Source organism: Streptomyces sp. NPDC001020, assembly GCF_053599115.1.
Window position 1 is genome coordinate 1 of sequence record NZ_JBSFLQ010000051.1, and the last position, 13,403, is coordinate 13,403.

14 protein-coding genes and 7 pseudogenes are annotated in these 13,403 nt (G+C 66.3%); 9 read left to right on the plus strand and 12 right to left on the minus strand.

The annotated features are described in order from the left end of the window. Positions 1 to 210 (minus strand): annotated as a pseudogene (locus ACWDEX_RS32805) (IS5/IS1182 family transposase); the annotation flags it as partial. A gap of 103 nt (positions 211 to 313) precedes the next feature. On the opposite strand from ACWDEX_RS32805, the pseudogene ACWDEX_RS32810 reads away from it, so the two are divergent. The 3 genes and pseudogenes from ACWDEX_RS32810 to ACWDEX_RS32820 all read left to right on the plus strand — a co-directional run. Continuing rightward, positions 314 to 451, plus strand: a pseudogene (locus tag ACWDEX_RS32810) (helix-turn-helix domain-containing protein); the annotation flags it as partial. Positions 452 to 594: 143 nt separating this feature from the next. Continuing rightward, positions 595 to 1,059: a hypothetical protein gene (locus tag ACWDEX_RS32815; protein WP_450468116.1), complete on the plus strand. Its 465-nt coding sequence runs from the start codon at positions 595 to 597 to the stop codon at positions 1,057 to 1,059. Positions 1,060 to 1,274: 215 nt separating this feature from the next. Then, positions 1,275 to 1,487 (plus strand): annotated as a pseudogene (locus ACWDEX_RS32820) (DUF1203 domain-containing protein); the annotation flags it as partial. A 99-nt stretch (positions 1,488 to 1,586) separates the two neighbouring features. Here the strand turns inward: ACWDEX_RS32820 and ACWDEX_RS32825 are convergent. Next, the gene (locus tag ACWDEX_RS32825; protein ID WP_450468117.1) at positions 1,587 to 1,967 is read right to left on the minus strand and encodes a hypothetical protein; all 381 of its coding nucleotides are present in this window, start codon (positions 1,965 to 1,967) and stop codon (positions 1,587 to 1,589) included. Between the two features lie 230 nt (positions 1,968 to 2,197). Continuing rightward, positions 2,198 to 2,452 (minus strand): group II intron maturase-specific domain-containing protein, encoded by a 255-nt coding sequence (locus tag ACWDEX_RS32830; protein WP_450468118.1) that lies wholly within the window; start codon positions 2,450 to 2,452, stop codon positions 2,198 to 2,200. A gap of 253 nt (positions 2,453 to 2,705) precedes the next feature. On the opposite strand from ACWDEX_RS32830, the pseudogene ACWDEX_RS32835 reads away from it, so the two are divergent. Next, positions 2,706 to 2,960 (plus strand): annotated as a pseudogene (locus tag ACWDEX_RS32835) (Tn3 family transposase); the annotation flags it as partial. Between the two features lie 14 nt (positions 2,961 to 2,974). Here the strand turns inward: ACWDEX_RS32835 and ACWDEX_RS32840 are convergent. From ACWDEX_RS32840 to ACWDEX_RS32870, 7 genes and pseudogenes are all read right to left on the minus strand, one after another. Next, positions 2,975 to 3,460 (minus strand): iron chaperone, encoded by a 486-nt coding sequence (locus ACWDEX_RS32840; RefSeq protein WP_450468119.1) that lies wholly within the window; start codon positions 3,458 to 3,460, stop codon positions 2,975 to 2,977. A 53-nt stretch (positions 3,461 to 3,513) separates the two neighbouring features. Beyond that, positions 3,514 to 4,179, minus strand: coding sequence for a glyoxalase (locus tag ACWDEX_RS32845; RefSeq protein ID WP_450468120.1), 666 nt, complete (start codon positions 4,177 to 4,179; stop codon positions 3,514 to 3,516). Beyond that, on the minus strand, positions 4,179 to 4,700 hold the full coding sequence (locus ACWDEX_RS32850; protein WP_450468121.1) for a helix-turn-helix transcriptional regulator: 522 nt from the start codon (positions 4,698 to 4,700) through the stop codon (positions 4,179 to 4,181). Before ACWDEX_RS32850 ends, ACWDEX_RS32845 begins: the two co-directional genes overlap by 1 nt. Before the next feature lie 305 nt (positions 4,701 to 5,005). Further along, on the minus strand, positions 5,006 to 5,416 hold the full coding sequence (locus ACWDEX_RS32855; protein WP_450468122.1) for a VOC family protein: 411 nt from the start codon (positions 5,414 to 5,416) through the stop codon (positions 5,006 to 5,008). A 259-nt stretch (positions 5,417 to 5,675) separates the two neighbouring features. After that, positions 5,676 to 6,056 (minus strand): annotated as a pseudogene (locus tag ACWDEX_RS32860) (penicillin-binding transpeptidase domain-containing protein); the annotation flags it as partial. A gap of 185 nt (positions 6,057 to 6,241) precedes the next feature. Beyond that, entirely contained in the window at positions 6,242 to 7,309 is a 1,068-nt protein-coding gene (maeA, locus tag ACWDEX_RS32865; RefSeq protein WP_450468123.1) for an oxaloacetate-decarboxylating malate dehydrogenase, read from the minus strand. Positions 7,310 to 7,521: 212 nt separating this feature from the next. Beyond that, a complete protein-coding gene (locus ACWDEX_RS32870; RefSeq protein ID WP_450468124.1) occupies positions 7,522 to 8,388 on the minus strand; it encodes an SDR family oxidoreductase in 867 nt (288 codons plus the stop codon). Between the two features lie 295 nt (positions 8,389 to 8,683). Between ACWDEX_RS32870 and ACWDEX_RS32875 the strand changes: the two genes are divergently transcribed. The 3 genes from ACWDEX_RS32875 (at position 8,684) to ACWDEX_RS32885 (ending at position 11,228) form a co-directional block, all read left to right on the plus strand. Further along, positions 8,684 to 9,085 (plus strand): hypothetical protein, encoded by a 402-nt coding sequence (locus tag ACWDEX_RS32875; protein ID WP_450468125.1) that lies wholly within the window; start codon positions 8,684 to 8,686, stop codon positions 9,083 to 9,085. Positions 9,086 to 9,293: 208 nt separating this feature from the next. After that, positions 9,294 to 9,989, plus strand: a complete 696-nt coding sequence (locus tag ACWDEX_RS32880; RefSeq protein ID WP_450468126.1) for a type 1 glutamine amidotransferase domain-containing protein — start codon at positions 9,294 to 9,296, stop codon at positions 9,987 to 9,989. Positions 9,990 to 10,385: 396 nt separating this feature from the next. Then, the gene (locus ACWDEX_RS32885; RefSeq protein ID WP_450468127.1) at positions 10,386 to 11,228 is read left to right on the plus strand and encodes an alpha/beta fold hydrolase; all 843 of its coding nucleotides are present in this window, start codon (positions 10,386 to 10,388) and stop codon (positions 11,226 to 11,228) included. Between the two features lie 15 nt (positions 11,229 to 11,243). Here the strand turns inward: ACWDEX_RS32885 and ACWDEX_RS32890 are convergent. Beyond that, positions 11,244 to 11,438 (minus strand): annotated as a pseudogene (locus ACWDEX_RS32890) (transposase); the annotation flags it as partial. 89 nt (positions 11,439 to 11,527) lie between these two features. Further along, the gene (locus tag ACWDEX_RS32895; RefSeq protein ID WP_450468128.1) at positions 11,528 to 12,052 is read right to left on the minus strand and encodes an Imm21 family immunity protein; all 525 of its coding nucleotides are present in this window, start codon (positions 12,050 to 12,052) and stop codon (positions 11,528 to 11,530) included. A gap of 566 nt (positions 12,053 to 12,618) precedes the next feature. On the opposite strand from ACWDEX_RS32895, the gene ACWDEX_RS32900 reads away from it, so the two are divergent. Beyond that, positions 12,619 to 12,966, plus strand: a complete 348-nt coding sequence (locus ACWDEX_RS32900; RefSeq protein ID WP_450468129.1) for an integrase core domain-containing protein — start codon at positions 12,619 to 12,621, stop codon at positions 12,964 to 12,966. 62 nt (positions 12,967 to 13,028) lie between these two features. Then, a pseudogene (locus ACWDEX_RS32905) lies at positions 13,029 to 13,350 on the plus strand (helicase associated domain-containing protein); the annotation flags it as partial. Between the last annotated feature and the right edge of the window lie 53 nt (positions 13,351 to 13,403).

The following is a 13,403-nucleotide window of genomic DNA, read 5'->3' on the forward strand; positions in this document are numbered from 1 at the left end:
GGGGCGACCGTCCCAGCGGTAGTGGGTGGTGGCTCGGCGGATCAGCATGCGGAGCGTGACGAGCGCGGCGGCCAGGTGGAGGTAGAACTCCACGATCGTGCTGTTCTTCTCGGTGCAGCGCCGCAGCTTGCCGTAGCCGTTCATCCACGAATGGGTTCGTTCCACGACCCATCGCTTGCCAGCCTGGATCGGGGCGGGCACTCCCGGCCGTCCTTCGTGATCACTGAGCGTAGAGAACTCCATGATCACCTGGACCCGCGCCCGTTCTGCTGCCAGCCCCGCCACCCGAACGCCTATTGCCGGTCGGTCTAAGGTGGGTCGGGTCGGCGTTGCTCTCGAAGCAGTACGTACCTTCGTCGCCGTCGCGGAAGCGGGCCAGTTCCAGAAAGCCGCCGCCGACCTGTCGATCACCCAGCAGGCCGTCTCCAAACGCATCGCCGCGCTGAAGCGCACTGTAATGAGCGGTCGGGCTGCCTGGCCGTAGCCGCAGCGCCGCGGCTCATCGTGCCGCCCCGCCGCCCCACGGAAATCCACGCAAAGCTGCTCGCCTGGACGTCGTTGCTGTCCACTCCCCCGATTACGTACTTCCTGTGGGTGCCGCTGAAGGCCGGGCCCTCCGCCCTTCTCGCCACCGCGATTACGCTGTCGCTCACCGTCGCCGGCTTTCCCCTGGCCGGTCGTCCACGCCTGACGGTAAACGCCGCAGGGCTGTCTATCTCCGTCGATCCGGTCTCGCGGGGCCGCACTGATATCCCCTGGGAGGATGTCACGTACATCGGGCTCCTCCATCGTGCCAGGCTGGCCAGCGGCGACGGCATGGTGACATTCGAGAACATCCTGCTGCTGCGACTGCGGGCGGGCGTACCTTCGTTCCATCTGCCGAGTCGGGTGGGCAACGGAGGGCTCGAAAAGCTGGGTTACCTCACAATCAGCACCCTGGAGCAACTCGACGCCGATCCGGTCCTCCTATGTGAGGCTGTCCTCCGCTTTGCCCCCGGCCGCTACCGCACCAACAGCGAGCTCCTCGAACTCGACCCGCGCCTCATTCCGCTGTCCTGACCCGGACACCGCCCTCGTGCAGCACCAGCACACACCCAGCGCCACCGTCACCCCGGGTCCGAGCAGGCAGCGGGGGAACGTGGCTCTGGCGGTTCACCACACCCCGCGCTGGGGAGGGAGCAGGGGACGCCGGAGGGCCCGGCGGGTGGGGAGGGCGCGCATCACGTCGCGGCTGTAGCCCTCGATGCTGTTCTTGGCTGTCACACCCCAACTGGCCGGGCGCCCTGCGCACCGTGCGCCGCTATGACGCCCGGGGCCATATCGCCGGTGACCGCCTTCTGGAGATTCCGGTTGACACCACGGCTGGATTCGACGCAGCCTTCGACGATGCGTTCAGCGACCCGGACGTGGTGCTCGCGCACGTCCGGGCACTGGAGTACGGATGCTTCCACTTCGAGGTGCGACGGCCCTGCGCCGAGGAGCAGTAGCCGCCGCACCATCTCGAAACATGGAGAACGGCCGCGTCGCGTTCTCCCGAATTCCAGCAGTCTCAGCAGGTCGGGTGGCCGACGACGTCAAAGCCAAGCTCAGATATTGCCGCCGGTGTTGCAGAAGTACCAGTCGCCCGACTGCTTCTCAGGCACATAGCAGGTGGCGGCGTAGACGTAGTTGACACCGTTCTTCAGGCCATAGACGTCGACTGCGCCCTTCCACCAGTACCCGTGGAGGTCGGTCCAGGTGGGGCTGGACACATCACGCCAGCCAGAACAGACCCGCACACCGTTCTGGTTGTTACCGCAGGCGTAGACCCTGTCCACGAAGCTCGACGAGAACGACAACTGCTGCCCATTCGTGCCCGCGGCAGCAGACCCCGCCCCTGCGAACAGGCCCGTACCGGCAAGAGCCAGTGTTGCCGCGGCAGCGCCGAACCTGCGCGACATCGTGCCAGTGCTCTTCGACTTGAACATCTCATTCCTCCCGTTATGGCAACGTCTCGTGATCAAGAAACGCGCTGTCTGAACACTACCTGCGATGCCGACGCAATGGCACTGCACGCAGGCGGAAGGTAGTGCCCCACTTCTGCACGCGACTTGGGGCCTGTCCGGCGGATCATGCCGGACAGGCCCGTGGTCCCGAGGAGGGCTCAGCGCTTGAGCATGAAGGTGAAGTCGCCGGAGAGCTGGCTTTCCGACATCGTTCACCGACTGGCATGCGCCGTCGCGCCGCGCACGTTCCCGGTCAGGCGGTGGACCCCGAGCCGACTGATCCACGCGTATGTGTACCGCGTGGTCCAGTTCCGGCCCCGCAGGCCGTGTTTCCGGCTGGCGAAGATGGCCAGCCGCTCGTGGACGTAGCCGTCGACCGCGTTGAACTTCCGCCCCGAGTTACCGTTGCGGAAATACGCGGCCCAGCCCCGCAGGACGGGGTTGAGGTCGGCCACTACGGCGGCCACCGGCCGCTCGGTCCGGGACCGAGAGGTCGCTGTGCGTATCTTCTCCGTGCGAGGGGGACGCGAAGACGTTGCGGCTCATCAAAGCGCGGTACAGCTGCTCCAGTACGCACACCACGTAGGCGTCGCGGTCCACCGCGCCCTGCGGCAGCCGCTGGGGCGTCCTCGACCTCCTGGACGTGCTGAAGAACGCCGACTTCGCCACCGGCGTCACCGACGAGTTCGCCTCCGTCGCCGCCTACGAGCGCATCGACCGGCGTGCGCCTCGGACTCGAAGAAGTTTGGTTCCTGGTCCTCGAACTTCGTGACCGAGTACCACGCCCGCGACGGCGGCAATGGCGTGATGATCTACTGGCACGTCGAGCGGAAGAACGTCTGCATCTACTCCCAGCTCAAGTCCCGTTCATCGTCCGAGGTCGCGGCACTGATCGAGGGCCTGCTGCGGCACTGCACGGACGCCGTAATCGTGTCGAACTACGTCGACACCCACGGCGCGAGCGTCGTCGGGTTCTGCCTCGGCCGGCCTCAGCCCACCGCCTTCTTGACAAGCGCGCTGATGCGGTCTTCGTCGGCCGCGGTCAGCTCCCTCACGGCGTAGGCGGTCGACCACATGGCGCCGTCGTCGAGTGCCGCCTGGTCGCTGAAGCCGAGCGTGGCATACCTCGACTTGAACTTCTCCGCACTCTGGAAGTGGCAGACGACCTTGCCGTCTCTGGCGTACGCGGGCATCCCGTACCAGAGCTTGGGCGCGAGGTCCGGAGCGGCGGTCTTGATGATCTCGTGGATCCGCTCGGCGAGGACGCGGTCCGCCTCCGGCATCTCGGCGATCTTCGCGAGCACGTCCCGCTCCGCCGCCGCCTCCTTCTCCGCCCGGGACGAACCGCGCCGCGCCGCCGCCTTCTTCTCCTCGCGTGCGTGCTCCTTCATCGCGGCCCGCTCCTCGGCGGTGAATCCGTTGTACTTCTCGGTGGTTGTGCCGGAGTCCTCGGCAGGCGACTTCGTGGACGGCATGGCAAGTTTCCTCTCGTACAGGATCAGGCGGGGCGGGAGTGCGGGGCCGGGAGTCAGGACGGCGTGGGGGCGAGCGACACGGCAGCCTCCCAGGCGAACCCGTCCGGGTCGGTGAAGGCGTCGGCGGTGCTGCCGAGGACGATGCGGTGCGAGCCGGTGCCGTCGGCGGGGACACCGAGGTCCTTGGCAAGGGCACGGCGCTTGTACAGCGCCAGCTTGACGGGGCTGGACTGACCGGGGGCGAACTCGGCATACTTGCCACCGAAGCTCTTGGCCACGGTCAGGCCCCGGCCGACGTAGAACTGCTTGGTGGCCTTCACGTCCTCGACGCCGAGCAGCAGGACAACCTCGTCGATCTCGCGGCTGGCGGGGCCGGTCTCCTTCTTCGCCGAGGTCGCGATCTTCCAGGTCGTCCCATCCGGGGCCTGGACGACGCCGCCGTAGCCCCACAGCGACTTCGCAGCGGGCTTCAGCACCGTGGCGCCGGCGTCCACGGCGGCGCCGACGAAGCTGTCGACGGTGGCCGGCCCGGACACCGTGAGCGCCAGGGTGAAGCCGCGGAATCCGGTGGAGTGCGCCTCGGACGCCCGCAGGCGTATGTACGTGTCCACGCCGAAGGCGCTGTAGAAGCGGCGGGTGGCCTCGGGGTCGGCCACCTCAAGGGTGACGGACGCGAGGGACGTGCTGGCTGCGGTGGAAGTGGTGGTTGCCATGACCATCACGCTAGGGGCTGCGCGGCGACCGGGGCTTCTCGATTCCTGACCGGTCTTGAGACTTGCTTCGCCATGCACGCCGGCATCCCCTCCATCTTGATCGCCAACCCCGCATGGCTTGCCGTACCCACAGCATCGGCATGGTCGGCGGCCGCACCCGCCGCCTGGCGCCGGAAGGCCCCGGGCGGCATGCCGACCAGCTCGGTGAAGCGGGTGGTGAACGTGCCCAGCGAGGCGCAACCGACCGCGAAGCAGACCTCGGTGACGCTGAGGTCGCCCCGCCGCAGCAGCGCCGTCGCCCGCTCGATGCGACGGGTCATCAGGTACGCGTACGGCGACTCACCGTAGGCGGCCCGGAACTGCCGACTCAGGTGCCCGGCGGACATGTTCACGTCGCGGGCGAGCGCCTCCACGTTCAGCGGCTGCGCGTATTCCCTGTCGATCCGGTCGCGGACACGGCGCAGCCGCGCGAGATCAGCCAGGCGCTGCGCCTGGACGCGTGCACGCCGCCATTCAGGCTTACACATGAGAACCCTCCCCTTTGCCTTTCATCTTCCATTTCCATCGACGTCTTCGAGTGTCTGGGGTGCCCGCCTCGGCGGGCACCCCAGACACTCGGTGGTGTGGACCGGCCCGCCGGACTCGACCAGCCGGTCGAGCAACTGCCGGACAGCAGCGGGACGGAGTCCGGGCTTATGACCCGTTCAACGAGGACACGGACGCGGCCCTGGCGGGCGACTGGCAGGGCAGGCACTTTCGCTCCGGTGCGCCGCCGCGTTCCTTATGGGTGGTCGCGTGTCGGCCCGCACGGCCGCCTCGATACCCGCACAGCTCAGCGCAGTTCCTGGATGCGGACCAGGTTGCCCGCGGGGTCACGGAACGCGCAGTCGCGGACGCCGTACGGCTGCTCGGTCGGCTCCTGGACGACCTCGGTATCACCGGCCTGCACCTTCTCGAACGTGGCGTCGAGGTCCGGGGTGGCCAGCAGGATCCAGCCGTAGGTGCCCTTGGCCATCATCTCAGTGATCGTGCGGCGCTCCTCCTCGGTGACGCCGGGATCGGCGGCAGGCGGCGCCAGAAGGATCGACGTGCCCGGCTGACCGGCCGGGCCGACCGTGATCCAGCGCATCCTGCCCTGCCCGACATCGCTGCGGACCTCGAAGCCGAGGACGTCGCGGTAGAAGGCGAGCGACGCGTCCGGGTCGTCGTGCGGAAGAGAAGTTGCGTGAATGGTGATGTCCATGGCGAGCAGGCTAGAGGCGACTCCGTGAATCGCGCTTCTCGATTCCTGATCGACCCGGACACGCCCGGACGTTCACGGGCATGTCACGCGGAGCGCGCTCGCTTCCCTCGACAGTCGGCGCGCCGTGCCCGCCTGCTCTCTCCTCGGCGGCCGTCGGAGCCGGCCGACGCCCCAGGGACGTCCTGTTCGTCACCGTAATGCCCGGTGCGACAGGGGAGGTGTCTGATCGTTGATGGTCAGACACCTCCTCCTTTGCTGCTCAGCCTGGTGCGAGCCCCTCTAATGCTGGAGTACTGCCTTCATGAACGCTGCGGGCGATGGGAGCGCCGAGCCGGCCGCCGGAGATGTCCTGGCGGGAGATGTCCATGTCGGTGGGGTCGATGAACACGGCGACGGCAACCGAGGCGCCGTCGGGCTTTTTGCCGTAGGAGACGAACCAGCCGTAAGGCACTTCATCGGCGACGTTCACGCCTCGCTGCGCGGTGCCGGTCTTGTCGCCGACAACGATGCCGTCGATCAGCGCGCGCTTGGCGCTGCCTTCTTTGGCAGTGTGCTCCATCATCTGCTGCACCTTCTGGGCGGTGGCGGCGGAGACGGCCTGGCTCATGACGGCCGGCTCATTCTTCTCCAGGGCGCTCAGGTGAACCGCCCCGGGCGGCGACCAGCCTGTATTCGCCCATGCCGACTACCTCGTGTCCGAGCCGGAATGGGCCCAGCGCGACCTGATGGCGGCGCAAGGCATGGCCCAGGAGGTCGCCGGTCTGGCGCCGCGCGTCCGTGAAGTTGCGGACGGGCAGGAGATCTTCCCCGGCGTACGGATGCAAATCACCACCGGCCATACGGCCGGGCATGCGACCGCGCGTAGACCTGCTGGTAGTCGGGCAAGTCCCGCATGTCATCGGTCACCAGGCCGTGGATGTCGACGAGCCAGATGTTCTTCTTCGCCTCGTCGGACGTCGCACCGTCTCGCAGCATCGCCGCGTGGATCTGGTCGGCCATACCGGTGCCGGCCGTGCCTGCGCCGAATACGACGAGTCGCTGCTCGGACCAGCGTCCCCCGGTGACCTTCAGGGCCGAGAACGCCGACGCCATGACGATCGCACCAGTGCCCTGCATGTCGTCGTTGAAGATCCGGTACTTGTCGGCGTTCTCCACGAGGATCCGCCGTGCGTTCGACGGCCCGAAGTCCTCGAAGTGCAGGAACGCGCCGGGGAACAGCTCGGACGCGGTCTCGAGGTAGAGGGCGACGAAGTCGTCGTAGCGCCGGCCGGTGACGCGCGCGTGCCGGTTACCCAAGTAGGACGGGCTGTTGAGCAATTGCTCGTTGTCCGTGCCCACATCGAGGTTCACGGCGATGACGCGGTTGGGGTCGATGCCGGCGGCCGCGGTGTAGACCGCGAGTTTCCCGATGGAGATGTCGGTCCCGTTGACGCCCCAGTCTCCGATACCCAGGATCTCCTGGGCATCGGAGACGACGATCAGATCCACGTCGTCCGGGCCAAGTCCGAGCGACTGGAACGAGGCCTTCATGTCCTCGGGACGGTCGATCGACAAGTACACCGCGCGCGAGTCACGGTAGTCGAGGGACCACTTCTCGATCGCCTCGCCGACCGTGGGGTCATATACGACGGGAAGCAACTCGTCGAGATGGTCGCCGAGCAGCTTGAAGTACAGCACCTGGTTCCGGTCGTGGACCTCGTTGAGGTAGATGTACTTGTGCAGGTTGGAGGGCTGCTCCTGCAGTTGCGCGTAGGCCCTGCCAGCCTGCTGGCCGAGGGTCTCGACAGCTGCCGGCAGCCGCCCCGTGATCCCCAGCCTCGCCCGCTCCTCCAGGGTGAACGCCGTACCGCGGTTGCGGCAGCGATCCTGCAGCACGGTTGGTTTGACAGGCATGGTGATGTACCTCCTGCAGTTGTGAGGTCTGTGCGCCCGTGCGTGTCCGCGGTTTCGTGGGGGGCGGCAAGGTCCGGCACCAGGGAATGGCTGAGGTCGGCGCCGAAGAGATCCGGTGCGATCGATGCCGACCATGCGGTCACCACCGTTCAGCCCGATTTCGCGTCCGGGTTCTCGCTGTGAACGCGGGACGTCCAGGCGTAGGAGCTGCTCTACGATGCCGCGACGGGAGTCTCCGGCGTCATCTCGTAGGAGTGCTGGATGGCCGGGTGGCGAGTGCCGAGGCCGTCCGTGACCTTCCGCTCCCAGGGAACTGCCTGGAGCTGCTTGGTCTCCTCGAGCATCGACTTGGGCTCCAGATTGCGGAAGGTGTCGACCTCTCCGGCGGCAACGGCCGTCAGCGTGGCGAAGACCGCCTCGGGGTCGAACTGCGCACGGGGGAAGGCGAGCTCGGAGTAGTCGAACAGCCGCTCCGACGCGTCGTCCTTCCAGCTCTCCCAGGTCTGGAACATCCGGTCGTTGAATCCCGTCAGGAAAGGCCCCGGGTTCACCGTGGCAACCTCGATGTTGTATTCCTGCAGCTCGTACGCCATCGTCTCGGCGATCGCCTCCACCGCGTGCTTCGAGGCGGAGTAGATGCCGGTGAAGGGATTGACGTTCAGGCCCTCCCGCGAGGACACCCAGACGACACGGCCGCCCCCGCGCTTGATCATCTGCTTGACGATTCCCTGCGTGAGGACCAGCGGCCCAGTCACATTGACCTCGAACTGGTGCCGGATGTTCGCTTCGGGAATGTCCACGGTGGAACCGCCCTCACCTACACCGGCGTTGTTCACCAGGATCTCTACGCCCCAGTCGAGTGCCTTGCGCCGGTCTCCGTCGTTCGTGACATCGAGCTTCTCCACCCGCAGGGAGACCCCTCGCTCCTTCGCCTGCCACTTCAGGGTCTGCACCTGGGCGTAGATCTCCACCCCGGCGATCACGTCGAAGCCCTTCTCGGCGAGGCGCATGGCGGCCTCGAACCCGAAGCCGGTGCCCGCGCCCGTGATGAGGACCTTCCTCAGGTCTGCATTCGCCATGTCGAGTGCTTCCTTTCACGTTCATGGTGCCCGCGGCGCGCGTGGGTCCGGCGGGGAACCAGTGCGCGGCAGCAGGGGAGCTCGTGTACGCCACTGCTCACAGAGACTCGGGGCGGATCCCACGCTGTGTTCGGTGACGGCGACCCAACCCTCTACGTTGCCAACCGCCAACACCAGCAGCGGTCTTGATATCGAAGATGGCTCGTGCGCCACTCTCCGGAGGACCTCGCGACCAGTCTGATCTCGCATGCGGCTCCCGGCAACTCAGAGAACTCAATCCGTCAAGAGTGAATTTGTGTCGGGACCAGGTGCCGGTCCCGCGTCCCATTCACCAGGCCCACGAACGCTCCGCATTTCCAAGAATTGCTGTGAGAAAGCCGAAGCCACCGCCGATCTTGATCAGCGTGTTGAACTCCTTGAACTCGCCGACCGCGAGTGCGGGTCCCAGCTGCCTACTGAAACGTGCTGGTCAGCAAGGATTTTCCAATCAGTCACGAATCTCGACGAGAGTCTGGATTGGCACAAGAAGGTGTTCAAGGTTGAGGCGATCGACTACAAGTTCGCCCACCGCTACCGAGAGAACACCGGGAACAACCACAAAGGATTTCTAGAATCCCGGACCGGGCTGGGCCACATTGCTTTCCTGATCGACGAGCACTCAGACCTGGAAGCCTGGATGGCGCGACTGGAAAACTGAGAATCAAGCACACGCAGATCCGACACCAGAAGGAACCTTTCGCCTACTCGGCCATGAGATTCCGGAGTCCGGACTGCATTTAGCTCGAATTTGTGTCTTAGGCCACGGGAATGGATTGCGCGGAGCTGCGGTTGCCGCGCCTGCCAGCCCGAGGTAGCTTCAGAGCCAGTGAATTCTTCCCGGTCCGAAATTGCGAGGAGGAGTAGTCGTGGGTCGAGTTTTGTTTGTGATGACTGGTGCAAGCTACTGGACGTTCGAGAACGGTCATCGCCATCCGACAGGGTACTGGGCCGAGGAATTCGTCGCACCCTACAGCGTCTTTACGAATGCCGGATACCAGGTCACGGTGGCAACCCCGGGCGCTGTTATCCCCGTCGTGGACACCATGAGCCTGCAGCCCCGTTACGCGGGAGGCGAGGAGAACATGCTCAAGGAGACCGCGGTCATCGAGTCTGCCGAGGAGCTCCGCCACCCCATCGCCGTCAAGGACGCGCGACTCGAAGGCTACGACGCGGTCTACTACCCCGGAGGCCACGGCCCCATGGAGGACCTCGCGTTCGACGCGGACTCCGCCGTACTGCTCCGCAAGGCACTCGCTTCGGGCAAGCCCCTCGCCATCGTCTGCCACGCACCGGCCGCCATCCTCGCAACCCGCGACGAGAACGGGAACACACCCTTCGCGGGCCGCGGCGTGACGGGCTTCTGCAACGAGGAAGAAGAAGGCGTCGGCTTCGCCAAGGACGCGAAGTGGCTGCTGGAGGACGAGCTGAAGAAGCTCCCCACCAACTACTCCCGTGGTCCCGCCTGGGAGTCGTACCTCGTATCGGACGGCAACCTGCACACGGGGCAGAACCCCGCGTCCTCCGGGCCGCTGGCACAGGAAGTACTCAAGGTCCTTTCCTGAGCCTGCCCGGTGACCGGCGGCACCGAGTTCCCAGATCAGGCGCCCCTGGCCCGAACCGCGACGTGGCGCCAGCCGTCGGGAGCCGTACCCTTCACTGGGCGAGTACCCCACGCTCCAACAGCGACGGCCTGTCAAGCGGGCAGGACACCCGCTGCCGCACGGCGAACGACGGCGGAATCGGATGCGCGCCAAGCGCAGAGACGCGAAAATGGTGATCCGCGGCACGGCGGAACGCGGACCATCACGACTTCCGCGTCGAAGGCTGCTTTCGGGTTCACGCGGCCGACCGGACGCGGCAGTCGCGGCGGCTGCTGCCGACTCCTTCCGCACGATCCTCACGGTTCCAAGCCACCGAAATGGCGAAGTTCACCTTCTGCGGCGAGGAAGTGGAAGCACATGACCGTCTCTGGAATCCTCATATCAGGCAAGGGCAGACTGGCCCTCGCAGTGGCGGTCCTCTCCGCCCTGACCGTGGTACCGACCCACGCCGCAGACGATCTGGGCAAGGCCCCGCAGGGCCAGCAGCCGACCGTAGTGCTCCTGCACGGAGCATTCGCCGACGGCTCCAGCTGGAACGCAGTGGTGCAACGCCTGCAGCACGACGGCTACCACGTCATCGCCCCACCCAACACCTTGCGCGGCATACCCCAGGACTCGACCTACCTGAGCAGCCTCCTGAAGACCATCAAGGGACCGATCGTCCTCGTCGGACACTCCTACGCCGGCGAAGTGATCTCACAGGCAGCCGCCGGCCTCGACAACGTCAAGGCACTCGTCTACATCAACGCGATCATGCCGGACAAGGGTGAGTCCTTCGCCAGCCTCTCCAGTAAGTTCTCGCCAGCACCGCTCACCACAGCACTGAAACAGGTCCCCTTCCGCAACGACGACGGAACCACCGGCACCGACGTGTACATCCAGCCCGCCAAACTCCACGCCACCTTCGCACAGGACCTCTCCCAGCAGCAGGCGTCCGTCATGGCATCGATACAGCGCCCGATCGCGCAGTCGGCCTTCACCGACAAGCTCACCGCGGCAGCCTGGCGGGACAAGCCCGTCTACGTGCTACTCGGCAAACAGGACCGGGCCATCAACCCGAACCTCGAACGGTACGAGGCCAAACGCGCACACGCACGCAAGACGGTGGAGATCAACTCCTCACACGTGTCCCTGGTCTCCCACCCCCAAGCCGTCACGGATCTCATCCTCAGCGCGGCCCACGACTCCGGGAACCAGTAGACGAACAGGCATGACCTGCCGGATGCGCTGGATGAGGTGTTCTGGCGTGCTGAAGGCGACGTTGGACAGCCAGCCCCGCCGCAGCAGGGACCAGACGCCTTCGACGGGGTTGAGGTCGGGCGCGTAAGGCGGCAGGTAGTAGATGGTCAGCCAGTCACGCGAGACGGCGAACTCCCGCAGCCCGGTGGCCTTGTGGACGTTCAGGTTGTCTCAGACGAGCACCACGCGATGCGCGGCATCGCCCATCTGCACAGCCTTGCGCGCCGCGGCTGACCGCACGCGACCGAAGCACGGCCCGTTCAGGATTCGGCGGGCAGGAGCTGGACCAGGCCGACCCAGTTTTCCTCGCCCACCCAGGTCTGCGTGGCGCGGACCCTCCAGCGGCCCGCAGGCAGTGGGACCGATGCCTCGGCAGGCATCCCACCGTCGGGGTACTCGATGCCCAAGTCGGAACCCGCTTCGGCGGAGTCCATGAGCACCGCCGGACCGCCCGAAACCCAAGTGCCGCACTCCTCCCACACCGTGGCCGGGTCTGCGAGGACAGCATCTGCTGCGGCGCTCAGTCCGGCCTCGGTTTCGGCGGCGAGCCACCGCAGGAACGCTCGGTGCTCGGGCAGATAGCAGCTGGTCGCCGGCTCGTCCGCCAGCACCAGCGTCTGCCCACCGTTCTCGTCGATGGGGATCACACCGGCCAGATCGTCCACCGCGCAGGCCCGGTCGTAGTCGTCCGGGGCGGTGGCGTCTCCCGCCATAAGACCACTCTCCGTGCACCCGCCCCAGGAGGCCAGGGCGGAGACGGGGACAACGATCAGAGGACCGCCCATCGACTCCACCCAGGCAGCGGAGGGGTGGGAGGCATCGTCTGCGGTTGATGAAGAGGTGTTCGTGCAGTCAGTGTGTCCTCGCCCACTGACACTGATGAGGATCTCCGAAAATCCCCACAGCCGCTCATGTTCCCCACTTGGTTCGATCTTGTACGAACCGGTCGGTGTCGCCCGCCCAGAGCCGTTGGGGTGCCGGGCCGCTCTCGGCGTCAGGATTGGGTGACTGCCTGCATGACGGTGTGCCAGGGAGTGGCGTCGAAGATCAGGCGGATGGTGTCGATCCGGCCGTTGGTGAGGTGGAAGTGTTCGGCGGTGCGCTGGGTTCCGATAACCGGGACCGAGGTGTGGACGTCGTAGACGAGGGTGGCTTCGGATTCGCCGCACAGTTCGCTGACTGGACTTCACCCACGTGAAGACCTGGTCCGGCACCGTCTACATCGCCTTCGTCGTGGACACCTTCTCCCGCCGGATCATCGGCTGGTCCGCCGCCACCGTGAAGGAGTCCGTCTTCGTCCTGGACGCGCTGGTTGATGGCACTGTGGCAACGCGACCGGGACGAACAGCCTGTGAAATCAGGCGAGTTGATCCATCACTCCGACGCCGGATCGCAGTACACGTCGTTCAAGCTCGCCGAGCACCTGGAAGCTGCCGGCATCGCCGCCTCCATCGGTTCCGTCGGCGATGCCTACGACAACGCCCTGATGGAGTCCACGATCGGCCTGTTCAAAACCGAGTTGATCAAACCCCGGCGCCCGTGGAAGACACTTGCTCAGGTCGAGCTGGCCACTGCCGAGTGGGTCGACTGGTACTGCCACCGACGACTGCACGGTGAGATAGGGCACATCCCGCCCGTCGAATACGAAGCCAACTACTACACCGAACTCACGAAACCCCAGGTCACAACCACAAACTGAGATCTCTACCGAACCCGGGGCGGTTCAGAAAGAACCCACCGATCAGATTGAACGAGCCGCGACAGCAACAGGAGCGGCTGTCCACGCTGGGCATCAAGCCGCTTGAGGCGCTGTCTCCCGCCCCGGCGGCCGGGAAGGCTCCGAGCAAAGGCGCAGCAGGCGTTCCAGCGGGGCGTGGCGGCCCTCGCGCAGTGGGTGGAGCGGGAGGGCGCGGACCGGCCGGTGCCGCGCGGCCACAGCGAGGAGATCGCAATCGACGGCGAGGCGGAGCCGGTGGTCGTGAGGCTGGGCGTATGGGTCTCCAACACCAAGTCGAGGCGGGACAAGCTCACCCAGGAGCAGCGGGCAGCGCTCGCTGAGCTGGGCATGGAGTGGGCGGTATAGCGAGGGGCGGCACCCTGGATCTGGTGCCGCCCCTGACCGGCGAATATCGCTCG

Coding starts and splice junctions, on each gene's coding strand:
- ACWDEX_RS32825 (WP_450468117.1), bottom strand. CDS start 1,967: ATGTTCAAGTCGAAGAGCACTGGCACGATGTCGCGCAGGTTCGGCGCT.
- ACWDEX_RS32840 (WP_450468119.1), bottom strand. CDS start 3,460: ATGCCGTCCACGAAGTCGCCTGCCGAGGACTCCGGCACAACCACCGAG.
- ACWDEX_RS32845 (WP_450468120.1), bottom strand. CDS start 4,179: ATGGTCATGGCAACCACCACTTCCACCGCAGCCAGCACGTCCCTCGCG.
- ACWDEX_RS32850 (WP_450468121.1), bottom strand. CDS start 4,700: ATGTGTAAGCCTGAATGGCGGCGTGCACGCGTCCAGGCGCAGCGCCTG.
- ACWDEX_RS32855 (WP_450468122.1), bottom strand. CDS start 5,416: ATGGACATCACCATTCACGCAACTTCTCTTCCGCACGACGACCCGGAC.
- maeA (WP_450468123.1), bottom strand. CDS start 7,309: ATGCCTGTCAAACCAACCGTGCTGCAGGATCGCTGCCGCAACCGCGGT.
- ACWDEX_RS32870 (WP_450468124.1), bottom strand. CDS start 8,388: ATGGCGAATGCAGACCTGAGGAAGGTCCTCATCACGGGCGCGGGCACC.
- ACWDEX_RS32885 (WP_450468127.1), top strand. CDS start 10,386: ATGACCGTCTCTGGAATCCTCATATCAGGCAAGGGCAGACTGGCCCTC.
- ACWDEX_RS32895 (WP_450468128.1), bottom strand. CDS start 12,052: ATGGGCGGTCCTCTGATCGTTGTCCCCGTCTCCGCCCTGGCCTCCTGG.